This is a genomic window from Blastococcus xanthinilyticus (genome assembly GCF_008124835.1).
Classification (GTDB): Bacteria; Actinomycetota; Actinomycetes; order Mycobacteriales; family Geodermatophilaceae; genus Blastococcus; species Blastococcus xanthinilyticus.
In genome coordinates this window covers 49821-72728 of the sequence record NZ_VNHW01000009.1, presented here as the reverse complement: position 1 = coordinate 72728, position 22908 = coordinate 49821, and the positions used below count along the sequence as shown (strand labels likewise).

Sequence of the window (22908 nt, the reverse complement as noted above, 5' to 3'; positions counted from 1 at the left end):
ACTACTCACCCTAGGCCGCAGGCTCGTCGTTGTCCGTCGTACGGGCGATCGCCACGATGCTGACGTCTTCCGGCAAGTTCATGAGCTTGACACCCATGGTGGCGCGGTCCTTGTTGTGGCGCACCCCGTTGACCGGCGTCCGGATGACGCCGCCGCCGGAGGTGATCGCGTAGAGCTCGTCGCCGAGCTCCACCGCCAGGGCGCCGACGAGGGCCCCCTTGCGCGCCTTCGGGTCGGCCGTGAGCACGCCCTTGCCGCCCCGGCCCTGGTTCGGGTAGTTCTCGATGCCGGTGCGCTTGGCGAAGCCGCGCTCGGTGGCGACGAGGACGTCGACGCCCTCCTGGACGACCATCATCGACAGCAACCGGTCGTCCTCGGACAGCGAGATGCCCCGCACGCCCTCGGTGGCCCGGCCCATCGGCCGCAGCGCGCCGTCGTCGGCGGTGAACCGGATCGACATCGCCTTGCGGGTCACCAGGAGCAGGTCCGACGTGCTGTCGATCAGCGCCGCGCCGACCAGCTCGTCGCCCTCGCGAAGGTTGATCGCGATGACGCCGCCCTGGCGGGGCGAGTCGAAGTCGGTCAGCCGGGTCTTCTTCACCTGGCCCTTCGCCGTCGCCAGGACCAGGAACGGGGCGACCCCGTAGTCCTTGATCTGCATGACCTGGGCGATCTTCTCGTCCGGCTGGAACGCCAGGATGTTGGCCACGTGCGCCCCGCGGGCGGTGCGGTTGGCCTCCGGGAGCTCGTAGGCCTTGGCCCGGTACACCCGGCCCTTGTTCGTGAAGAACAGGATCCAGTCGTGCGTGGAGCCCACGAAGAAGTGGTCGACGATGTCGTCCTGCTTCAGGGCCGCACCCATCACGCCCTTGCCGCCGCGGCGCTGCGACCGGTAGAGGTCGCTCTTCGTCCGCTTGGCGTACCCGGTGCGGGTGATGGTGACGACGACCTCCTCCTCGGCGATGAGGTCCTCCATGGAGACGTCGCCGTCGTGCGCGACGAACTGGGTCCGCCGGTCGTCGCCGTACTTCTCCACGATCTCGGCGAGCTCGTCGTGGATGATCTGCCGCTGCCGCTCGGGCGAGGCGAGGATCGCCTCCAGCTCGGCGATCTCCCGCTCGATCTCGGCCAGCTGGTCGATGATCCGCTGCCGCTCCAGGGCGGCCAGCCGGCGCAGCTGCATGTCCAGGATCGCCGTCGCCTGGATCTCGTCGACGTCCAGCAGCTCCATGAGCCCGGTGCGCGCGGCGTCGGCGGACTCGCTGTTGCGGATGAGCGTGATGACCGCGTCCAGCTGGTCGAGCGCCTTGGCGTAGCCGCGCAGGATGTGCGCGCGCTCCTCGGCCTTGCGCAGCCGGTACCGGGTGCGCCGCTGGATGACCTCGATCTGGTGGTTCACGTACTCGCGCACGAGCTCGTCCAGCCGCAGCGTCCGGGGGACGCCGTCGACGATGGAGAGCATGTTGCAGCCGAAGGTGGTCTGCAGCTGGGTGTGCTTGTAGAGGTTGTTCAGCACGACCTTTGCGACGGCGTCACGGCGGAGCGTGAAGACCAGCCGGCGGCCGACGCGGTCGCTGGACTCGTCGGCGATCTCGCTGATGCCCTGCAGCCGGCCCTCCTTCACCGCCTCGGCGATCGACTCGGCGAGGTTGTCCGGGTTGACCTGGTAGGGCAGCTCGGTGCAGACCAGCTGGACCCGGCCGCGGGCGTCCTCCTCGACGGTGACGACGGCGCGCATGCGCACCGACCCGCGACCGGTGCGGTAGGCGTCCTCGATGCCGTCGCGGCCGACGATCAGGCCGTAGGTGGGGAAGTCCGGGCCCTTGATCCGCTCCATGCACGCGGTGAGGGCCTCCTCGGCCTCCGCGTCGGGGTGGTCGAGCATCCAGAAGACGGCGGCCGCGACCTCGCGCAGGTTGTGCGGCGGCATGTTCGTGGCCATGCCGACGGCGATGCCGGCCGAGCCGTTGATCAGCAGGTTCGGGATGCGCCCGGGCAGGACCAGGGGCTCCTGGTTCTTGCCGTCGTAGTTCGGCTGGAAGTCGACGGTCTCCTCGTCGATGTTCGCCAGCATCTCCATGGCCAGCGGGGTCAGCCGGGCCTCGGTGTACCGCATGGCCGCGGCCGGGTCGTTGCCCGGCGAGCCGAAGTTGCCCTGGCCGTCGACCAGCGGGTAGCGCATCGACCACGGCTGGGCGAGCCGGACGAGGGCGTCGTAGATCGAGCTGTCGCCGTGCGGGTGGTAGTTACCCATCACCTCACCGACGACGCGGGCGCACTTCACGTAGCCGCGGTCGGGGCGGAAGCCCTGGTCGTACATCGCGTAGAGCACGCGGCGGTGCACCGGCTTGAGGCCGTCGCGGACCTCCGGCAGCGCACGGCCCACGATGACGCTCATCGCGTAGTCGATGTAGCTGCGCTGCATCTCCTGCTGGAGGTCGACCGGTTCGACGCGGTCGCGGGGTGGGGTCTCCGTCACGGTTCAGGTCTCCACAGGTCGGTGCACAGGGGTGGACAAAAGGCCAAGTCGACGAGTACTGGCCCCGTCCGGGGCCCACCCCCGGGTACGGGAGCGGGTGGGCCCCGGGACGGGGGACCGGCTACACGTCGAGGAAGCGGACGTCCTTGGCGTTGCGGGTGATGAAGCTGCGGCGTGCCTCGACGTCCTCGCCCATGAGCACGCTGAACAGCTCGTCGGCGGTGGCGGCGTCCTCGAGGGTGACCTGGAGCAGGACCCGGGTCTCCGGGTCCATGGTGGTCTCCCACAGCTCCTTGGCGTTCATCTCGCCGAGGCCCTTGAAGCGCTGGATCGCGTCGTCCTTGGGCAGCTTGCGGCCTTCCTCGGCACGAGCCTTGAGGAGGGCCTGGAGCTCCCGGTCGGTGTAGACGTAGTCGTCGGCGTTCTTGCCGCCCCACTTGATCTTGTACAGCGGCGGCTGGGCCAGGTAGACGTGGCCGGCCTCGACCAGCGGCCGCATGAAGCGGAACAGCAGGGTCAGCAACAGGGTGCGGATGTGCTGGCCGTCGACGTCGGCGTCGGCCATCAGCACGATCTTGTGGTACCGCAGCTTGCTCAGGTCGAACTCGTCGTGGATGCCGGTGCCGAAGGCGGTGATCATCGACTGGACCTCGTTGTTCTTGAGGACCCGGTCGATGCGCGCCTTCTCGACGTTGATGATCTTGCCGCGGATCGGCAGGATCGCCTGGAACATCGAGTCGCGGCCGGACTTGGCCGATCCGCCGGCGGAGTCACCCTCGACGATGTAGATCTCCGAGGAGCGCGGGTCGGTGGAGCGGCAGTCGGCCAGCTTGCCCGGCAGCGAGTTGTTGCTGAGCAGGCTCTTGCGGGCCAGCTTGCGCGCGTCCTGGGCAGCGCGGCGGGCCCGCGCGGCCGACGAGGCCTTGTTGATGATCATCTTGGCCTCGGTCGGGTTCGACTCGAACCAGTGCCCGATCTGCTCGTTGCAGACCCGCTGGACGAAGCCCTTGACCTCGGTGTTGCCGAGCTTGGTCTTCGTCTGGCCCTCGAACTGCGGGTCGCCCAGCTTCACCGAGACGATCGCGGCCAGGCCCTCGCGGATGTCCTCGCCGGTGAGCTTCTCGTCCTTGCCCTTGAAGAGCTTCTTCTCCTCGGCGTACCGGTTCACGATCGAGGTCAGCGCGGCGCGGAAGCCCTCCTCGTGGGTGCCGCCCTCGTGCGTGTTGATGATGTTGGCGAACGTGTAGACCGACTCCGAGTAGGCCTCGGACCACTGCATGGCCACGTCGACCGACATCGCCATGTCGTTCTTGCCGGTGCCCTCCGCGGAGAAGCTCACGACCGACTTGTGGATCGGCGACTTCTTCGCGTTGATGTGCGCCACGTAGTCGATGAGGCCGGCGTCGTACTTGTAGGTGACCTCGGTGGGCTCGAACGCCTCGTCCTCGGCGCCGGCGTCGGGGGCGGCCTCGGCCACCGAGAGCTCCTCGGCCATGCCGGTCTCGCTCTTGCTCTTACCCGGGCGCTCGTCGCGCAGGACGATCGTCAGGCCCTTGTTGAGGAAGGCCATCTCCTGCAGGCGGCGGTTGATCGTGTCGAACGAGTAGTGCGTCGTCTCGAAGATCTCGCCGTCGGCCCAGAAGGTGATCGCGGAGCCGCGCTTCTTGGTGGGGCCGATCTCCTGCAGCGGGCCCGGCTTGGCGTACGCGTAGCTCTGCTGCCACTCGGTCCCGCGCGTCCAGACCTGGACGTCCAGCCGCGTGGACAGCGCGTTGACGACGGTGACGCCGACGCCGTGCAGACCACCGGAGACGCCGTAGCTCTTCCCGTCGAACTTCCCGCCCGCGTGCAGGACGGTCATGATCACCTCGACGGTGGGCCGCTTCTCCACCGGGTGCATGTCGACCGGGATGCCACGGCCGTTGTCCTCGACCCGGACCCCGCCGTCGGCCAGCAGGGTGACCCGGACGGTGTCGCAGTAGCCGGCCAGCGCCTCGTCGACGGCGTTGTCCACGACCTCCCACACCATGTGGTGCAGCCCGCGCTCGCCGGTCGACCCGATGTACATACCGGGCCGCTTCCGGACCGCCTCGAGCCCTTCGAGGACGGTGATGGAACTGCCCGAGTAGGAGTTCTCGGTCTGGGGTGCTGCGACCACGTGGGGCCTTCCTCTCGAGCAACCGGCGACCCTCGCCCCCGACAAGGAGGAGGGGGCGGAAGGGCGCAGAAGGGCGCTCAGCCGGTTGCTGACGGTTTTCGCCTCCCACGATACCGCGAGGTCCGACAGGAACAGCGCCGTCCACGCCCTGACGTCGTGTCTGCGCCTCTTCCGGGAGCCCCGCCACCATCGCTCCTGCCCCCCGGGCCGACACGCCGTCGTCGGCGCCGTGGGGCGGTCGTCGCCCCGGCCGGCGCCCGCGGGGGTCGGCCGCAGGGGCGCCGCGTCAGTTCCGCGGCCCGCTCGGGGCGTCCCCGGTGAGGTCCTCGGGGTCGAAGTCGGGGACGTCGGCACCGGTGCGCCGGTTCACCAGCACCGTGACGCCCCAGAGGATGACCCCGATCACGAGGAGCACCCCGGCGATCCGGTACTGCTCGGCCGGCCGGCCGGCGAACGGGGTCGCGAGGAAGCCGCACGCCAGTGCGCCGACCACCGGCAGCACGGTCGGGGTGCGGAAGTGGTCCTCCTCCACCCGGTCCTTGCGCAGGACGAGGACGGCGACGTTGACGACGGTGAACACGATGAGCAGGAGCAGCGCCGTCGTCCCGCCGAGCGCCGGCACCGCGCCGACGAACGTGATCAGCCCGAAGGCCAGCGCGGTGGTGAACAGGATCGCCGTCGTCGGGGTCCGGCGCTGCGGGTGCACCCGGGCAAGGAGCGGCGGGAGGACGCGCAGGCGGCCCAGGCCGTAGACCAGCCGGCTGGCCATCAGCATGTTGATGAGGGCGGAGTTCGCGACGGCGAACATGGTGATGACGCCGAAGAGGCCGATCGGAAACCCGGGGGCGCCCGCCTCCACCACCTGCAGCAGCGGGGTGTCGCCCTCGCTCAGCGCATCGGCCGGGACGAGCGCGATCGCGGAGATCGACACCAGCACGTAGATGACGCCCGTGGCGAGGAGCCCGGCGAGCAGCACCTTGGGGAAGATCCGCCGCGGCTCCTTGCACTCCTCGGCCATGTTCACCGAGTCCTCGAAGCCGACCATCGCGAAGAACGCCAGGCCGGTCGCCGCGATGACCCCGCCGAGGACCGAGCGCTCGCCGGTGTCGAACTCGGTGACCCGGGAGAAGTCGCCCTCGCCGACGCCGAGGGCCCACACGCCGACCCCGATGACGATGAGCAGGCCGGTCAGCTCCACGCAGGTGAGCACCACGTTGGCCTTGACGCTCTCCCCGACGCCGCGGTGGTTGACCGCGGCCACGAGGGTCATGAACCCGAGCCCGATGAGCGTGATGCCGATGCCGTCGGAGAAGCCGAGCCCGAGCACCTCGGCCGCGTTGGCGCTGAAGGCCCGGGCGGCGGTGGACGCCGACGTGATGCCGGAGCTCATCACGGCGAAGGCGACGACGAACGTGAGGAAGTGGATGCCGAAGGCCTTGTGCGTGTAGAGCGCGGCGCCGGCGGCCTGCGGGTACTTGGTGACCAGCTCCAGGTAGCTGAACGCGGTCACCAGCGCGACGAGGAAGGCGACCAGGAACGGCAGCCACACCACGCCGCCGACCTGCGCGGCCACCTGCCCGGTGAGCGCGTAGATCCCGGTGCCGAGGATGTCGCCGACGATGAACAGGAGCAGCAGGCCCGGCCCCATGACCCGCTTGAGGGCCGGCTGGCCACCGGCGGTCTCTCCTGGGGCGGCTGCTGCACGGGCCATCTCGGGCCTCCACTGGATCGGGGCTGTCCGGGGTGCCGTCGGCTGCGCTGCCCTGGCTGCGCATGATGCTGGCCCCGGGTACGCCGGTCCGCGACTCGAGCACCTCGGGCATCCCCGCCGGACACTGGGCCCATGGCCGACTCCCCCGCTGCGCCCCGGACCTGCCTCGTCACGGGCGCGACCGGCTACGTCGGCGGGCGGCTGGTGCCCGAGCTGCTGGCCGCCGGGCACCGGGTCCGCGTCCTGAGCCGCTCGCCGGAGCGGCTGCGCGACCACCCGTGGGCCGCCGAGGTCGAGGTGGTGCGCGGGGACGCCGGCGACGCGCACGCCGTCGAGCGGGCCTGCGCCGGGGTCGACGTCGCGTACTACCTGATCCACGCCCTCGGCACCGGCCCCGAGTTCGCCGAGACCGACCGCCGCACGGCACGGGTGATGGCCGGGGCCGTGCGGGCGGCCGGCGTCGGCCGGCTGGTCCACCTCGGCGGACTGGCACCCGACGACGAGGAGCTCTCCCCGCACCTGCGCTCCCGGGCCGAGGTGGCGCGGATCCTGCTGGGCTCCGGCGTCCCGACGGTCGTGCTGCGGGCCGCGGTGGTGCTCGGCTCCGGGTCGGCCTCGTTCGAGATGCTGCGGTACCTGACCGAGCGGCTGCCGGTGATGGTCACCCCGCGCTGGGTGCACAGTCGGATCCAGCCGATCGCGATCCGCGACGTGCTGCGCTACCTGGTGGCCTGCGCCCAGCTGCCGGCCGACGTCCACCGCTGCTTCGACATCGGCGGGCCGGACGTCATGGACTACGCCGAGATGATGCAGCGGTACGCCCGGGTGGCCGACCTGCCGCGGCGCCGGATCCTGCCCGTCCCGATCTTCACCCCGTCGCTGTCCAGCCACTGGGTCGGCCTGATCACGCCGGTGCCCGCCGGCATCGCCCGCCCGCTGGTGGAGTCGCTGCGCAACACCGTCGTCTGCGGGGAGCACGACATCGCCCGCTACGTGCCCGACCCGCCGGAGGGGCTGCTCGGCTTCGACGAGGCCGTGCGGCTGGCCGTCCAGCGGGTCCGCGACGCGGCGGTCACCACCCGCTGGGCCTCGGCGTCCGTCCCCGGCGCCCCGTCGGACCCGCTGCCCACCGATCCGGGGTGGGCCGGCGGCAGCCTCTACGTCGACGACCGCATCCAGCCGACCGCGGCGCCGCCCGAGGCGATGTGGCAGGTCGTCGAGGGGATCGGCGGCGAGCGCGGCTGGTACTCCTGGCCGCTCGCCTGGCGGATCCGCGGCTGGCTGGACCGCGCGGTCGGTGGCGTGGGCCTGCGCCGGGGACGGCGGGACCCCGACCGGCTGTACGTCGGCGACGCCCTGGACTTCTGGCGGGTCGAGGAGCTCGACCGCGGCCGGCTGCTCCGGCTCCGGGCGGAGATGCGGCTGCCCGGGCTGGCCTGGCTGGAGTTCCACGTGGAACACGACCGGGTGACCGGCGGCTCCCTGCTCCGCCAGCGGGCGACCTTCGCGCCGAGGGGCCTGTTCGGGCACCTCTACTGGTGGGCGGTGGCCGCGTTCCACGGGATCGTGTTCGGCGGCATGGTGACGGGCATGGCGCGGGCGGCTGAGCGGAAGGCGTGACCCGCCGTCCTGGCTCACCTCCGGTGGTCCTGGCTCAGCACCGACGGTGAGCCAGGACCCGGAACGATCAGGTCACCTGATCATCAGCGGGGGCCGCGGTCAGACGAGCAGCTGCGCCGACGCCAGCTCCCGGTACAGCGGGCTGCTGTCCAGCAGCTCGTGGTGCGTGCCCCGGCCCACGACCCGGCCTTGGTCGAGCACCACGATCTCGTCGCTGTCCAGGACGGTGGACAGCCGGTGCGCGACGACCAGCAGCGCCCGGTCCGCCCCGGCCGCGGCGAGCGTGTCGCGCAGCAGGCTCTCGTTGCGGGCGTCGAGGCTGGCCGTCGGCTCGTCGAGCAGGAGCAGGTCCGGGCGGGCGAGCAGGGAGCGGGCGATGGCCAGCCGCTGGCGTTCCCCGCCGGAGAGCAGCACGCCCTCGTCGCCGACCAGCACGTCCAGCCCGAGCGGTGAGCGGCGCACCACCTCGGTGAGGCCGACGTCGGCCAGCACGGCCCACAGCTCGTCGTCGGTCGCGCCGGGCCGGGTGAGGAGCAGGTTCTCCCGCACCGTGCCCGCCAGCACCGGGGCCTCCTGCTCCACGTAGCCCAGCCGGGCCCGCAGCCCGGCGCGCGGGAGCTCCCGGACGTCGGTGCCCGCCCAGCGGATCACGCCGGAGTCCACCGGGTAGAAGCCCTCGATCAGCGCGAGGACGGTGGACTTGCCCGCACCGGAGGGGCCCACCAGCGCCACCCGGCTGCCCGCGGCCACCCGCAGCGAGACGGCGTTCAGCACCGGCGTCCCGTCGGGGTACCGGAACGAGACCCCGTCCAGCTCCAGCAGCGGGGCGCCGGCGCTGGATCCGCCGGTGCCGGGGCGCTCGGGACGGTCCTCGTGCTCGGGCTCCAGGCCGAGCACCTCCTGGATGCGGGTGAGCGCCCCCAGCCCCGTCTGCAGCTGGGTCCAGGCGGAGATCGCCTGACCCAGGGGCATGACCAGCAGGAACAGGTAGAGGATGAAGGCGACCAGCTCGGCCACGCTGATCGTGCCCTCGGCCACCCGGTACCCGCCGACGCCCAGCACGGCGAGGAACGCCCCCTGGACGGCGATCGACCCGGCCGGCGACACGAGCGCCTCAAGCCGGGCCACCTGCACGCCGGCCGCGTACGCGCGCTCGGCACTGGCGCCCACCGCCGCGACCTCCCGCTCCGTCGCCCCGCTGGCCCGGATGGTGCGCACCGCCGAGAGCGCCCGCTCGACGGCGGCCGACATCGCGCCGACCTCCTCCTGCGCCCGCTGGGAGAGCCGGCGCACGCCCCGCGACGCCAGGACCGCGGTGGTCACGCCCACGGCGACGGCGCCCACGGTCACGAGCAGCAGCCAGACGTCGACCAGCGCCATCGCGATCAGGGCACCCACGCCGACGACGACCGAGCCGACCACGTCGACGACGCCGGAGGTGACCGTCGCCCGCAGCAGCGTGGTGTCCGCGCCGACCCGCGACATCAGGTCACCGGTGCGGCGCCGGTCGTACTCGGCCACCGGCAGGCGGAGCAGCCGGTCGGTGAGCGTCTGCCGGGTGGTGAGCACGACGCCCTCGGCGGTGCGCTGCAGCAGGAACTGCTGGAAGGCGCCCACCGCCGAGGCGGCCACGAGCACCACCACGAGGAGCGCGACCGCGGGCAGCAGCGGCTGCCCGGAGCCGACGACGTCGATCACCCGGGCGACCAGTGCCGGCTGGGCCAGCGCGCCGGCCGCGGCCACCAGCGACAGCCCTCCGGCGAGCAGCAGGGGACGCCGGTGCGGGCTCAGCAGCGGGAGCAGGTGCCGGACGCCGACCCCGGTCGGGGCCGCCTCCGGTCCGGAGATCGCGGGAGCGGTCACGCGCCGGCCATCAACGCCCCGGCGATGGCGGTCAGCAGCCGCCCGTGGTGCTCGAGCAGCTGCGGCCGGTGCCCGTCGGGCCGGACCGCCGCCACGTGGCCGGCACCGGACCAGAACTCGTCGCCGTCGTCGCTGCCGAGCAGGAGGCCGTGCACGGTCGGGTCCTGGACCAGCCGGCGCAGCTGGGGGCTGTCCTCGGCGGCCAGCAGCAGCCAGCGGGCGTCGAACGCCTCGTCGCCGCTGGGCATCGGCAGCAGGCCGCCGGTCCCGTGCCGCCAGAACCGCGACGGGCTCAGCCGGAAGCCGGGGACGCCGCCGAGCATCGGCACGGCGGTGATGGCGTACTCCGGGACCAGGTACCGGCCCGACGCGTAGACGACGTCGAAGGCGACGACCTCGAGCGAGCCGGCGCGGCCGCGGAGCACGTTGGCCGCCCGGTGGTCCTTGGTCGCGCGCACCGGCGAGCCGGCGATCAGGTCGGCCAGGGCGGCGTCCTCCGGCGCGGTGCCGTCGGACACCGTCCAGCCCTGCTGCAGTGCCCAGCCCTGCGCGCCCACGGCGTCGCCCTCGTAGGCGAACACCCGCTCGGCCACGGTCGGCTGCCGGCGGCGCCGGCCGAAGAGCCCACCGCCCCGGAGCGGGCCCGGAGCGGCCGGCGGGACGTCCTGCGCCGGCGGCGCAGCGTCCTCGGGCGACCGGCTCCCGGGTGCCGCGCCGTCCGGAGCCGGGGGCACCGCGCCACCGGCGGCCGGGGGCACCGGGCGCTGCCCCTCGGCCGGCGGCAGGTCCCAGCCCGGGGGCTGCCAGGGTTGCCCCGGCACCGGGGCGTCGTCCCGCGGCTGCTTCCTGCGGTCGGCGAAGTTCGGGCGGTCGACGTCCTCGCCGGAGGCGTCGCCGCCCAGGTGCGGGGGTTCGCGCCAGCCGGCGCCGTCCTCCCGCCCGTCGTCGAAGCCGTCCGGTTCCCGTGGGCCGCTCATCGCTGCCCCTCCTCCCGGCGCCGTGCCCTCGCGGGACGTCGCCTCATCCGTGGGTCTGGCCTCATCCGTAGGTCTGCCCTCATCCGTAGGTGTCGCGGGGCCCCCGTCCGCGCACCGAGCGCGGACCCTTCTTCCAGCTGGGGGCCGTCGGTCCGATAACGCGCAACCGCTTCACGACGTCCCCGCCGACCTGGGCGTGCAGCTTGCCGAGAATGGTCGGGGCGAGCAGGCGCAGCTGGGTGGCCCACGCCGTGGACTCGGCGACGACGAGCAGCTCGCCGTCGGTGAGCGTCTCCGGCCGGCAGTGCGCCGCGATGTCGGGACCGACGAGGACCGACCAGCGGCCGAACACCGATCCGACCTTGGTGCGCTCCGACCAGTCCTCCTGGCTGACCAGCGAGTCGACCAGCCGGCCGAGGAGCTGCGGGTCGTCGGCGCCCGGGCGCGGGCCGCTCCAGGCACGCCGCGGGCCGGCGATCCGGCGGCGGGTGGGCCGCGGCCGGGCGGCCGAGGCGGCACGGGCCGCCTCCAGCGCGGCGCGGGCGATGTCGCTGGGCCGCGGCGGGCGCTCGTCGCTCACGGCTGGCCGCCCGTGCCGGCCGGCACCGCGTCCCCGGCCACCGACTCCCCGGCCACCGATTCCTTGACCACGAGCGCTACGCCCTCACCGACCTCCACCCGGGTCAGCCGCAGCTCGGCCGGGACGTCGTCGATGACCGCGGCGGTGATCAGCGTCTGCTCGGCCGACCGGGCGACCGCGGCCAGTGCCGAGCGGCGCTGGGCGTCGAGGGTGGCGAAGACGTCGTCCAGGACGAGCACCGGGTCCTCGCCCTCGGCCCGCAGCAGCGCGAAGGTGGCCAGCTTCAGGGCCAGCGCGAGCGACCAGGACTCGCCGTGGCTGGCGAACCCCTTCGCCGGCGCCGACCCCAGGTGCAGCACGAGGTCGTCGCGGTGCGGCCCGACCAGCGTCATGCCGCGGTCCAGCTCGTCGCCCCGGCGCTCGGCGATCCGCCCGGCCATGGCTGCGGTGAGCTCCTCGACGCCCGGGAGCGGCGCGTCCGGCGGCAGGGCGGCGCCGTCCCCGGCCAGCGGCACGGTCGAGCTGTAGCCCAGGCCCGCGACGTCGGCGCCCTCGCCGGCCACCCCGGCGTAGGACTCCGCGACGTGCGGGGCCAGGTCGGCGATCAGCCGCAGCCGCGCGGCCAGCACCTGCCCACCGAGGTCGGTGAGGTGCCCGTCCCAGACGTCCAGGGTCTCCATCGCCTTGCCGCGGGCGAGCCGGGCGGTCTTCAGCAGCGCGTTGCGCTGCTTGAGGACCCGGTCGTAGTCGCTGCGCACCCCGGCCAGCCGGGGCGTACGGGTCGCCAGCAGCTCGTCGAGGAAACGCCGCCGCTCGGTCGGGTCGCCCCGGACCAGGGAGAGGTCCTCCGGCGCGAACAGCACGGTGCGCACCAGGCCGAGCAGCTCCCGGGGCCGAGGCAGGGGCGCCCGGTTGACCCGTACCCGGTTGGCCTTCCCCGGGTTGATCTCGATCTCGACCAGCAGCTCCCGGTCACCCCGCCGCAGGGCGGCCCGCACCACGGCCTGCCCGGCGCCGTGCCGCACCAGCGGGGCGTCCCCGGAGACCCGGTGGCTGCTCATGGTCGCGAGGTAGCCCACCGCCTCGACCAGGTTGGTCTTCCCCTCGCCGTTGCGGCCGACGAACACCGTCGGCCCCGGGGGCAGCGCCAGGTCGGCCCGCTCCCAGCTCCGGAAGTCCCCGACCTGCAGGTGCCTCAGGTACACCTCACGCCCTCGCCGACGCGTTCACGCGGGGCGCTCGGCCTCCTGCGCCTGGACGGCGCGCACCGAGTGCCCGCCGAACTGGTTGCGCAGTGCCGCGACCGCCTTCATGGTCGGCGAGTCGTCCTGCCGCGAGGAGAACCGGGCGAAGAGGGAGGCGGCGATCGTGGGCATGGGGACGGCGTTCTCGATCGCCTGCTCCACGGTCCACCGGCCCTCGCCGGAGTCCTCGGCGTAGCCGGTGATCGCCTCCAGCTGGGGGTCCTCCTCCAGCGCCCGGACCAGCAGGTCGAGCAGCCAGGAGCGGATGACGGTGCCCTGGGTCCAGGAGGCGATGACGCCGGGCACGTCCTCGACCAGGTCGACGGCGGTGAGCAGCTCGTAGCCCTCGCCGTAGGCCTGCATCAGGGCGTACTCGATGCCGTTGTGGACCATCTTGCTGAAGTGCCCGGCGCCCACGGGCCCGGCGTGCACGAACCCCGCACCGGGCATCTCCTGGCCGGACTCGTCGACCGGGGCCGGCGGCTTGAGCGCGTCGAAGACCGGCTGCACCTTGGCGACGTCCTCCTTGGTGCCGCCGACCATGAGCGCGTAGCCGTTCTCCAGGCCCCACACCCCGCCGGAGACGCCGGCGTCGACGTAGCCGATGCCCTTCTCGCGGCACAGCACGTCGTGCACCTGGTCGTCGGTGTACTTGGAGTTGCCGCCGTCGACGATGACGTCACCGGGGCTGAGCAGCTCGGCCAGCTCCTTCACCGTCGCCTTGGTCGGGTCGCCGGCGGGGACCATGACCCACACGACGCGGGGGGCGCTGAGTGCCTCCACCAGCGCCGGCAGGCTGTCGACGTCGCGCTTGCCCGGGGCGCGGTCGTACCCGATGACCTCGTGGCCGGCGCGGCGCACCCGCTCCGCCATGTTGCCACCCATCTTGCCCAGACCGATCAGCCCCAGCTGCACGTTCCCGCCTCTCCGTCGTCGTGTCGTGGTCGTCGTGTCGTACTCATCCTGCTCGCCCCCCGGCACTCTCGCGCCCGGGACGTCGTCCTCGGTCAGCCCGGCAGCCGCACCGGCATGATCAGGTACCGGTAGCTCCCCGGACGGGTGGCCGGAGCCGGCTTCTCGTCGTCGGTCGACGGCTCGTCCACCCCGGAGAGGACGGCCGGCTTCAGCGGGCTGGTGAAGTCCATCCGGGCCCGGTCGGTGTGCACCGCGGCCAGCCCGTCCAGCAGGAACGTCGGGTTGAAGCCGATGGTCAGCGGGTCGCCGTCGAAGTCGACGTCGCAGCGCTCCTCCGCCTGGCCCTCGTCGTCGCTGCCGCCGGCCCGGAGCGTGACCTGGCCGGGGGTGAACTCGCAGCGCAGCGGCGTCCCCCGCTCGGCGACGAGCGCGACCCGCTTGGCGGCGTCGGTGAACAGCCCGACCGGCAGCGTGGCGTTGGCGAGCGACTCGTTGGGCATGATCGCGCGGTACTTGACGAACTCCGCGTCGAGCAGCCGCGTCGTGGTCTGCCGGTCCTTGCCGGAGAGCCCCAGGATGCCCTCGCCGGAGCTGCCGGAGGAGAGCGAGAGGGTGATCTCCGGCCCGCTGGTCAGCGTCTTGGCCGCCTCCGCGAGGGTGCGGGCCGGCACGAGCACGGCCGCCGACAGCCCGGAGGTCTCCGGCCGCCACGAGAACTCCCGGACGGCGAGGCGGTAGCGGTCGGTGGCGGCGAGGGTGATCTGGTCGTCCTCGATCTCCAGCCGGACCCCGGTCAGCATCGGGAGGGTGTCGTCCCGCCCCGCGGCGACGGCGACCTGCGCGACCGCCTCGGCGAAGACGTCGCTGTCGACGATCCCCGCGGCCGAGGGCATCGAGGGCAGGGACGGGTAGTCCTCGACCGGCAGGGTGGGGAGGCTGAACCGCGCGTTGCCGCAGGCGATGGCCAGCCGCGGCCCCTCGGCGATGAGCTCCACCGGGTGCGGGGGCAGCGCCCGGGTGATCTCGGCCAGCAGCCGACCCGGCACCAGTACCCGGCCGTTCTCGGTGGTCTGGACGTCGACCTCGGCGCGCGCGGACACCTCGTAGTCGAACCCGGAGACCGACAGCTGGCTCCCGTCGGCCTCGAGCAGGATGCCGGCCAGGACCGGTACCGACGGCCGCGGCGGGAGGCTGCGGGCCGTCCAGGCGACGGCGTCGGCGAGCACCTCACGTGCCACCCGGAACTTCATCTCTCGACCCACCCATGTTCGGTCCGCGCCCGATCGGCACCGGGGTGACCGGCACGGGCGAGGAGCTCGTCGTTCGTCGTGCGGCAGAGCGCGAGGGCTGCGCCGCGGTGCTCATCGTGCCTGGTGCGGTGCCTTCTGGGGAAACCCCGTCCCTCGATGGCCTACCGCTTCCCCGCTGGGCGCTCGTGTCCCGGATGGCCTTTCCGGGGCCTTCCTGAGGCCCTCGGAGCGGAGCGTCCCCACCCAGAGTGTGGTTCAAGAATTTCTCGAGAGAACTCCCTCATCCTCGTCATCACACGTGTGGAACCTGGGGATCGAGGCCCTTTTCGCAGGTCAGCACGCGAACGGGGGTGTTGGCCCGTTGTGGGTGGTCAGCGTCTTCCTGTTGTCGACACGTGGACAGATCGACGGCTGTGCACCGGTGCGCCCGGTGGTCCACCCCCTGTCCCCTGCGTCTCCCCGGGTCGTCCCCAGCCCCTGGGGAGGCGTCGCCGAGGGCATTCGAGCCCCGCAGCCCGGCGGAACCGTTCCGGGCGGCATTCCCGCAGGTCAGCGGGCGGTGACGGCCCGTGGCGCCGCCGGCCGGCGCGGCGGTGGAGCGGCCGGGGCCACGATCCGCGGACCCCGATCGGCCGACTTTCCCCCAACCTGTGCACATCCTTGGGGACAACTTCTCGATCTGTCGACGTCCGGTGCGATCGGTGCGCGGTCGATCGTGCGCGGAACCAGCGATTCCGTCGTCCCCAGGGATCCACACAGGTGTGGACAACGACTTGTCGACCGCGTCGGGGCGGTGGCCGGTAGGTGTCCGGACGGTGACCGCCCCGCCTGCACACCGTCACCACGGCGGGCCTCGGAAGCAGGGCGGGGAACGGCACGGCAGGGTCCCGCCGAGCGGGCCCGCAGGCGCGACGGATGGGCTCGGCCGAGTGGGGCCCGCAGGCGCGACGGCCCGCTCATCCGAGCGGGGGGACGGAACGAGCACGGTCGTGCCGAGTGGGGCCCGGAGGGTCCCGCGCAGGCGCGACGGATGGGCTCAGCCCAGCTGGGGACGGCACCTGGCCGCGGTGTCGTCCGGAGGACGACAGAGTTACTGCCGGGCGCGGCTCTTGATCCGGGCGGTGAGCTCGGTGACCTGCGTGTAGGTGGCCCGCCGCTCGCTCATGAGGTTGGTGATCTTCTTGACGGCGTGCATGACGGTGGTGTGGTCCTTGCCGCCGAAAGAGGCGCCGATCCGGGGCAGTGACAGCTCGGTGAGCTCCCGGCACAGGTACATCGCGATCTGGCGGGCGTTGACCAGCGTGCGGCTGCGGTTGGTGCCCTGCAGCTCCTCCATCGTCACGGAGAAGTACTCGGCGGTGGCGGCCATGATGATCGCCGCCGTGATCTGCGGCCCCTGCTCGTCGCTGATCAGGTCCTTGAGCACCAGCTCGGCCAGAGGGAGGTCGACCTGCTGCTTGTTGAGCGACGCGAACGCGGTCACCCGGATCAGCGCGCCCTCGAGTTCGCGGATGTTGGTCTGCACCTTGCTGGCGATGAACTCGAGCACCTGGTCGGGCACCTGCAGCCGCTCGCCCCAGGCCTTCTTGCGCAGGATGGCGATGCGGGTCTCCAGGTCGGGCGCCTGGACGTCGGTGATGAGCCCCCACTCGAAGCGGGTGCGCAGCCGGTCCTCCAGCGTCGTCAGCTTCTTCGGCGGACGGTCGGAGGTGATGACGATCTGCTTGCTGGCGTTGTGCAGCGTGTTGAAGGTGTGGAAGAACTCCTCCTGCGTCCGCTCGGCGCGCTCCAGGAACTGGATGTCGTCGATGAGCAGGAAGTCGATGTCCCGGTAGCGGCGGCGGAAGTCCTCGGCCCGGCCGGAGTGCACCAGGTTGATGAACTCGTTGGTGAACTCCTCGGTGCTGACGTAGCGCACCTTCACGTTGGGGAACATCCGCGCCGCGTAGTGGCCGATCGCGTGCAGCAGGTGGGTCTTGCCCAGCCCGGACTCCCCGTAGATGAACAGCGGGTTGTAGGCACGGGCCGGCGCCTCGGCGACGGCGACGGCCGCGGCGTGGGCGAACCGGTTGCTGTTGCCGATGACGAACGAGTCGAAGACGTACTTGGCGTTCAGGCCCGGGTCCAGCCCGGCGGGGCGGCCGGACTCGGGGCGGCGGGCCCGTCCCCCGCTCCCGGGACGCCGCTGCTCCCCCGCGCCGTCGACGTCGAAGGGCAGCACGTCGGCGCTGCGCTCGTCGCCGCCTCCCCAGTCGCGGCCGCCGGACTGCGCACTTGCATCGCCGGCGCCGGCGCCCCAGGTGGTGGTGCTCCAGTCCTCGGGGGCGCCGCGGTCCACCGGCGGGCGGGCCGGGCCGTCGGCCGGGTGCAGCTCCCGGACGGCGGGGAAGTCCGCGGGCGCGGGGCGCTCGGCGGTCGTGTCGCGGTCCCACGGGGCGGCGGTGCCGACGACGTCGGCCCGCACGCCGAACGCGCTCCGCCCGTCGTCGGCCCGGTCGCGGGTGGCCCGGTCCTCCTCCTCGCGCTGCGCCTCGACCGACGACCAGGGGCGCCGGGTCGGCTCGTCGTCGCGAGCCTCGGCCGGCGGCGCGGGCGGGGAGTCCTCGAGCTGGACGGCGACGTGGATGTCACGGCCGAACTGCTCGGACAGCGCCTGGGCGAGCACCCGGCGCATCCGGGACTCGAGCACCGTCTGGGTGAACTCGTTGGGAGCGGCCAGCACCGCCGTCCCCTCCACCAGGCCCACCGGGCGAGTGAGGTTCAGCATGGCGTTCTGCTGCGGCGACAGACTCGTCGCCAGCCGCTCGCGGATCTGGTCCCAGACCGTTGGCAGATCCGGCGTGTCGGCCATGCCGCTCGTCCTCCTCGAAGTCGACCCCGCGGCCGGTCCCGGTGCGTCCGGCTCGTCCGCGCCGGGTTCCTCGGGGGCGCCGGCCACCGTGGACGGCTCCCGGTTGTGGATACACGCACGCATGTGGTCCACACCGGTGTCCACAGGCTGTGCACGGTCGGCGGGATGGTGCGCCGACCACGCACGGGACTGCGGCCGGAACAGCATTCCTGCTGCTCACGGCCCAGATCGGGCGGCGAGGAGAACGGCTCGGCGGTCGGTCGACCGACGGGGTCGGCCCGCGCGCCGTGACCCTGACGCCCGACGCGGAGCGACGGCGACGCTAACAGCCCCGTCCACAGCCGGGCAACGGCGCGGGCGATCCCGCTGGTCCCCCGGCCGTGTCCGGAGGTGGCCGCCGCGCGGGCGGCCGATCCGGCGCGCCACGGGGCGGACCGGCCCGGAGCCGGGCACCATGGCGGGTCGCCGTGCTGCCGGTCGCCGGTGCCCCGCGCTCCTCGGCTATGCTGGGCGGAGTCTGTGGACGGGTGTGCCCGTCCCCGGCCCCCGCAGCGTGCCTGCGCGGCCGGGTCCGGTCGTCGCCGTCCGCAGTGCCAGCTTCTGGGATGCCGGCCGGCGAAGCCGCCACCGTCACCCCACGCGTGCCCGTCCACCGACGGGGACGCACCGCCGATGTCGTGTAGTGGGAGTACCTCGTGAGCAAGCGCACGTTCCAGCCGAACAACCGCCGCCGGTCCAAGACCCACGGCTTCCGGCTGCGGATGCGGACCCGCGCGGGCAGGGCGATCCTCGCCACCCGTCGGCGCAAGGGCCGCGAGAAGCTCTCCGCCTGACGTGCTGCCTGCGCAGGCACGCCTGCGCCGGCGCCCGGAGTTCACCGCGGTGGTCCGTTCCGGCCGGCGCGCCGGGCGGCCGACCATGGTGCTGCACTACCTCTCCGAACGGCCCGGGCAGTCGGCCGGCGACGACACGTCGCCGGTGGCTGCGCGGGCCGGTTTCGTGGTGGGCAAGGCCGTGGGCAACTCGGTGGTCCGCCACCGGGTGACCCGTCGGCTGCGGGCCGTCGTCCGAGCCGAGCTCGACCGGCTGCCCGGGACCGCCGATCTGGTGGTGCGGGCGCGGCCGGAGGCGGCGGACGCCGACTCCGCGGTGCTGCACCGCGATCTGAGCGCCGGTCTGGACCGGCTGCTCGGCGACCGGGTGCGCTCCCGGTGAGCGGCGACCCGGCCGCGGTGCCACGCCGCTCGGCCGCCGCGCGGGTGCTGCTCCGTGCGGTGGGCTTCTACTCCCGTGCGGTGAGCCCGGCGCTGCCGGCGCGGTGCCGGTTCTACCCGACCTGCAGCGCCTACGCCGCGGAGGCGGTGGCCCTGCACGGGGCCGGGCGCGGCAGCCGGCTCGCCCTGGTGCGCCTGCTCAAGTGCGCGCCCTGGCACCCGGGTGGCGTGGACTTCGTCCCCCCGGCGGACCGGCACGGAGCGGAGGCTTGCGGAACCGCGCAGCCTCCCCGCTCGTCCAGCACAGCGGTGCGCCTGTCGGGTGCACCGACCGATGACCCCGGCCGCGAGGCCGCCCGTCCGGCCGGGTGCCGGACCCCGCAGGAGGAGTCCTCCGTTGCTTGACTGGCTCTACACCGCCATCTCCTGGGTGATGGCCCGGTGGCACTCGCTGTGGAACCTGCTCTTCGGTGACCCGGCGCCCGAGACGGCGCTCGGCGGGCTGAGCTGGGTGCTGGCGATCGTGTTCCTGGTGATCACGATCCGGGTGATCCTGTTCCCGCTGTTCGTCAAGCAGATCAAGTCGCAGCGGGCCATGCAGGAGCTGCAGCCCGAGCTGGCCAAGCTGCGCAAGCAGTACGGCAGCGACCGCCAGGGCATGGCGGTCGCGATGCAGCAGCTCCAGAAGGAGCGCGGGGTCAACCCGCTGGCCGGCTGCCTGCCGATCCTGCCGCAGATCCCGGTCTTCCTGTCACTCTTCCACGTCCTGCGCCGGCTGGCCCCGGACAAGCAGGGGCTCTACTCCTGGTCGAACCAGCTGACCGACGAGGCGGCGCGCGCGCAGCTGTTCGGCGCCCCGATCTCCTCGTCCTTCAACATGAGCGGCGCCAAGGAGCAGGCGATCCTGGGTATCCAGGGCGTCAACTACACCAACATCCGGATCGTCGCCTTCGCGCTGATCGTGGTCATGTGCTTCACGACCTACTTCACGCAGAAGCAGATCATGGCGCGCTCCGGCCCGGTCGAGGGCCAGGCCGCGATGGTGCAGAAGCTGATGCTCTACGGCGTCCCGATCAGCCTCTTCGTCTCCGGCTTCATCTTCCCCATCGGTGTGCTCATCTACTGGATGACCAACAACCTCTGGACGATGGGCCAGCAGTTCTTCGTCCTCAAGAAGATGCCGCCGCCGGGATCCGACGCCGCCAAGGCGAAGGCCGGCGCCGACAAGCCGGCGGTCGACCCGCGGACGCTCGCGCCCAAGCCCGGCGCCAAGCCGGTCCGGCCGAAGCCGGGCCGGCCGGCCACGCCGCCGACCGGGAGCACGGCCGCCGGGAGCACGGCCGCCGGCAGCACGGGAGGCGACGAGGGCGCGACCCCGGACGCCTCCGCGAACGGCTCGGGACCGGCCCCCGGCAGCACCGGCAACGGTGTGCCGCGCGCCGGTGGCGGCTCGCGGCCCGGCTCCGGCCAGGGTCCGGCCAACCGCGGCAAGCGCAAGCGCCGCTGACCGCCGCCCGACCGCTCCCCCGCCGGCCCGACCGGCACATCGACCACCGGGACAACCCGGCCGCCGCACAGACCTGGGAGGAACACCCGTGAGTGCTCCGCAGCAGCCCGTGACAGAGAACCCGACCGCCCTGCCCGACGCCGACGCCGGCAGCGACGACGCCGTCGTCGAGCCGATCGACATCGAGCCGGCTGTGGCGCGTGGGGCGGGTGGGTCCGGTGACGACCTGCTCGTCCGCGAGGGCGACGTGGCCGGTGACTACCTCGAGCGGCTCCTGGACATCCTCGACGTCGACGGCGACATCGACCTCGACGTCGAGGGCGATCGGGCGTCGGTCGCCATCGTCGGCGGCCGCCTGACCGACCTGATCGGCCCGGACGGCGCCACCCTGGAGGCGCTGCAGGAGCTCACCCGTCTGGCCGTCGCGCAGTCGACCGGGGTCCGCAGCCGGCTGATGCTCGACGTCGGCGGCTACCGGGCCAAGCGCCGCGCGGACCTCAGCTCGCTGGCGGCGGAGACCGCCCGACGGGTCTCCACCAGCGGTCAGCCCGAGCGGCTGAGCCCGATGAACCCGTTCGAGCGCAAGGTCGTCCACGACGTCATCGCCTCGGTCACCGGGGTGCACAGCGAGTCGGAGGGCGAGGAGCCCAACCGCCGCGTCGTGGTCCTGCCCGACAGGTGACCGAGCCGCGTCCGGCACCGGAGCCGGTGGGAGCCGCGCCCCCGGCCCCGGCCGTGGCCGAGCAGGTGTTCGGCGCGGCCCTCCCGGCCGCCCAGCGCTACGTCGCCCGGCTGGCCACCGACGGGGTGACCCGCGGCCTGATCGGGCCGCGGGAGGTTCCCCGACTGTGGGAGCGGCACGTGCTCAACAGCGCGGCGGTCGCCGAGGCGGTCCCCGAGGGCGCCCGGGTCGTGGACGTCGGCAGTGGTGCCGGGCTGCCGGGCATCCCGCTCGGCCTGGCCCGGCCGGACGTCGCGCTGACCCTCGTGGAGCCGATGGCGCGGCGGGTCGAGTTCCTCGAGGAGGCCGTGGCGGAGCTCGCGCCCGGGCCCGGTGGCCCGCCGTGGCGCGTGGTCCGGGGTCGTGCGGAGGACCGGAGCGTCGTGACCGCCGTCGGCCGGGTCGACGTCGTCACCGCTCGCGCGGTGGCGCCGCTCCCCCGGCTGGTCGGCTGGTGCCGCGGGCTGCTGCGGCCGGGCTCCCGCCTGGTCGCGCTGGTCGGCGCGCGGGCCCTGGAGGAGCTGCCGGGCCTGCTGCCCGAACTGCGCGCGGCAGGAATGCGGGACATCGAGGCGCGAGCCGTGGGTGAGTCCCTGGGGGACGCTGCCACTACCGTGGTGGTCATGACGCGGGGAGACCGGTGACGGCGCTACGCCGCTGCACCGAGCTGTTCCACGTGGAACAGCAGCCGATACCCGACCCGTTCCACGTGAAACGCCGGCAGAGGAAGGATCCGCGATGACCGACCCGGGCGAGCGGCTACGCACGAGTCTGGCCGCCGACCAGTCCCCGGGGGCGTCGTCCGGAGGTCTGGCCGACTTCGACAGCCCCATCGCGATGGAGGCGCTGCGCGCCACCCGGGTCCTGCACGCCTCCAACCAGGAGCCGTTCCCGCCGCCGGGCCGGATCCGGGTCATCACCATCGCCAACCAGAAGGGTGGCGTCGGGAAGACCACCTCCACGGTGAACCTCGGCGTGGCGCTGGCCCTGTACGGGCTGCGGACGCTGGTGATCGACCTCGACCCGCAGGGCAACGCGAGCACCGCCCTCGGCGTGGACCACACGGTGGGCACGCCCTCGATCTACGACGCGCTGGTCGGTGACAGCACGCTCTCCGAGGTCGTGCACCCGACCACCGCCAGCCCCAACCTGCTGTGCGTCCCCGCGACCATCGACCTGGCCGGTGCGGAGATCGAGCTGGTCTCCGTCGTCGCCCGCGAGCACCGGCTGCGCCGCTCGATCGAGGCCTACGTGGCCGCCCTCCCCCGGGAACGCCGGCCGCACTACGTGCTCATCGACTGCCCGCCGTCCCTCGGTCTGCTCACGCTGAACGCGCTGGTGGCCGGGGACGAGGTGCTCATCCCCATCCAGTGCGAGTACTACGCGCTGGAAGGACTCGGCCAGCTGCTCAACAACATCGACTTGGTCCGGCAGCACCTCAACCCGGGGATCGCGGTCCGGACCATCCTGCTGACCATGTACGACGGCCGGACCAAGCTCGCCGACCAGGTGGCCGACGAGGTGCGCAACCACTTCGGCGAGCTGGTGCTCGGTGCCGTCATCCCGCGCAACGTGCGGGTCTCGGAGGCGCCCGGCTACGGCCAGTCGGTGCTGACCTACGACCCCGGGTCGCGGGGATCGACCAGCTACGTCGACGCCGCCCGCGAGCTCGCCCAGCGCGGGGTGGATCTCCCCCCGCTCGACAGCGCGGCCGGCAGCAACGGGGCCACGCCGGTCGGCGCGCTGGCGTTCGGTGAGACGGCGGTCCCCTTCACCGCCCAGGATTCCCAGTGAGCACCCCGGCCGACGAGGAGCAGT

General features: G+C 73.1%; 18 protein-coding genes. 8 read left to right on the top strand and 10 right to left on the bottom strand.

The features are described 5' to 3' along the window. Positions 1-10: 10 nt before the first annotated feature. The 3 genes from gyrA to BD833_RS14400 all read right to left on the bottom strand — a co-directional run bounded on the left by gyrA (position 11) and on the right by BD833_RS14400 (position 6348). Positions 11-2479 (bottom strand): DNA gyrase subunit A, encoded by a 2469-nt coding sequence (gene gyrA / locus BD833_RS14410; RefSeq protein WP_166533838.1) that lies wholly within the window; start codon positions 2477-2479, stop codon positions 11-13. A 121-nt stretch (positions 2480-2600) separates the two neighbouring features. Further along, the gene (gene gyrB / locus BD833_RS14405) at positions 2601-4637 is read right to left on the bottom strand and encodes a DNA topoisomerase (ATP-hydrolyzing) subunit B (protein WP_166533837.1); all 2037 of its coding nucleotides are present in this window, start codon (positions 4635-4637) and stop codon (positions 2601-2603) included. Between the two features lie 286 nt (positions 4638-4923). Continuing rightward, positions 4924-6348 carry an APC family permease gene (locus BD833_RS14400; RefSeq protein ID WP_166533836.1) on the bottom strand — a complete coding sequence of 475 codons (1425 nt, stop codon included), beginning with the start codon at positions 6346-6348 and terminating at the stop codon, positions 4924-4926. A gap of 132 nt (positions 6349-6480) precedes the next feature. On the opposite strand from BD833_RS14400, the gene BD833_RS14395 reads away from it, so the two are divergent. Continuing rightward, the gene (locus tag BD833_RS14395) at positions 6481-7968 is read left to right on the top strand and encodes an SDR family oxidoreductase (RefSeq protein WP_166533835.1); all 1488 of its coding nucleotides are present in this window, start codon (positions 6481-6483) and stop codon (positions 7966-7968) included. A 99-nt stretch (positions 7969-8067) separates the two neighbouring features. On the opposite strand, the gene BD833_RS14390 is transcribed toward BD833_RS14395, so the two are convergent. The 7 genes from BD833_RS14390 to dnaA form a co-directional block, all read right to left on the bottom strand. After that, positions 8068-9831 carry an ABC transporter ATP-binding protein gene (locus tag BD833_RS14390; RefSeq protein ID WP_166533834.1) on the bottom strand — a complete coding sequence of 588 codons (1764 nt, stop codon included), beginning with the start codon at positions 9829-9831 and terminating at the stop codon, positions 8068-8070. Continuing rightward, entirely contained in the window at positions 9828-10808 is a 981-nt protein-coding gene (locus BD833_RS14385) for a hypothetical protein (protein WP_166533833.1), read from the bottom strand. The genes BD833_RS14390 and BD833_RS14385 overlap by 4 nt, the downstream gene beginning before the upstream one ends. Before the next feature lie 79 nt (positions 10809-10887). Next, positions 10888-11388, bottom strand: coding sequence for a DciA family protein (locus tag BD833_RS14380; protein WP_166533832.1), 501 nt, complete (start codon positions 11386-11388; stop codon positions 10888-10890). Beyond that, entirely contained in the window at positions 11385-12593 is a 1209-nt protein-coding gene (gene recF / locus BD833_RS14375; protein WP_166533831.1) for a DNA replication/repair protein RecF, read from the bottom strand. The genes BD833_RS14380 and recF overlap by 4 nt, the downstream gene beginning before the upstream one ends. Before the next feature lie 21 nt (positions 12594-12614). Then, on the bottom strand, positions 12615-13547 hold the full coding sequence (gnd, locus tag BD833_RS14370) for a phosphogluconate dehydrogenase (NAD(+)-dependent, decarboxylating) (RefSeq protein WP_243737672.1): 933 nt from the start codon (positions 13545-13547) through the stop codon (positions 12615-12617). A 92-nt stretch (positions 13548-13639) separates the two neighbouring features. Then, positions 13640-14797 carry a DNA polymerase III subunit beta gene (gene dnaN, locus BD833_RS14365; RefSeq protein WP_166533829.1) on the bottom strand — a complete coding sequence of 386 codons (1158 nt, stop codon included), beginning with the start codon at positions 14795-14797 and terminating at the stop codon, positions 13640-13642. A gap of 1090 nt (positions 14798-15887) precedes the next feature. Next, positions 15888-17648, bottom strand: a complete 1761-nt coding sequence (dnaA, locus tag BD833_RS14360) for a chromosomal replication initiator protein DnaA (RefSeq protein ID WP_166533828.1) — start codon at positions 17646-17648, stop codon at positions 15888-15890. A gap of 695 nt (positions 17649-18343) precedes the next feature. Here dnaA and rpmH point away from each other — a divergent pair. The 7 genes from rpmH to BD833_RS14325 all read left to right on the top strand — a co-directional run bounded on the left by rpmH (position 18344) and on the right by BD833_RS14325 (position 22884). After that, positions 18344-18481 carry a 50S ribosomal protein L34 gene (gene rpmH / locus BD833_RS14355; RefSeq protein ID WP_091930872.1) on the top strand — a complete coding sequence of 46 codons (138 nt, stop codon included), beginning with the start codon at positions 18344-18346 and terminating at the stop codon, positions 18479-18481. Between the two features lies 1 nt (position 18482). Beyond that, the gene (gene rnpA / locus BD833_RS14350) at positions 18483-18863 is read left to right on the top strand and encodes a ribonuclease P protein component (protein ID WP_166533827.1); all 381 of its coding nucleotides are present in this window, start codon (positions 18483-18485) and stop codon (positions 18861-18863) included. Further along, complete coding sequence (gene yidD, locus BD833_RS14345) at positions 18860-19267, top strand: membrane protein insertion efficiency factor YidD (protein WP_166533826.1); 408 nt, start codon at positions 18860-18862, stop codon at positions 19265-19267. Before rnpA ends, yidD begins: the two co-directional genes overlap by 4 nt. Continuing rightward, positions 19260-20369, top strand: a complete 1110-nt coding sequence (gene yidC / locus BD833_RS14340) for a membrane protein insertase YidC (protein ID WP_166533825.1) — start codon at positions 19260-19262, stop codon at positions 20367-20369. The genes yidD and yidC overlap by 8 nt, the downstream gene beginning before the upstream one ends. An 88-nt stretch (positions 20370-20457) precedes the next feature. Next, positions 20458-21051, top strand: a complete 594-nt coding sequence (locus tag BD833_RS14335) for a Jag family protein (RefSeq protein ID WP_166533824.1) — start codon at positions 20458-20460, stop codon at positions 21049-21051. Continuing rightward, entirely contained in the window at positions 21048-21734 is a 687-nt protein-coding gene (gene rsmG, locus BD833_RS14330) for a 16S rRNA (guanine(527)-N(7))-methyltransferase RsmG (protein WP_166533823.1), read from the top strand. The genes BD833_RS14335 and rsmG overlap by 4 nt, the downstream gene beginning before the upstream one ends. Positions 21735-21828: 94 nt before the next feature. Beyond that, a complete protein-coding gene (locus BD833_RS14325) occupies positions 21829-22884 on the top strand; it encodes a ParA family protein (protein WP_166533822.1) in 1056 nt (351 codons plus the stop codon). Positions 22885-22908: the final 24 nt, after the last annotated feature.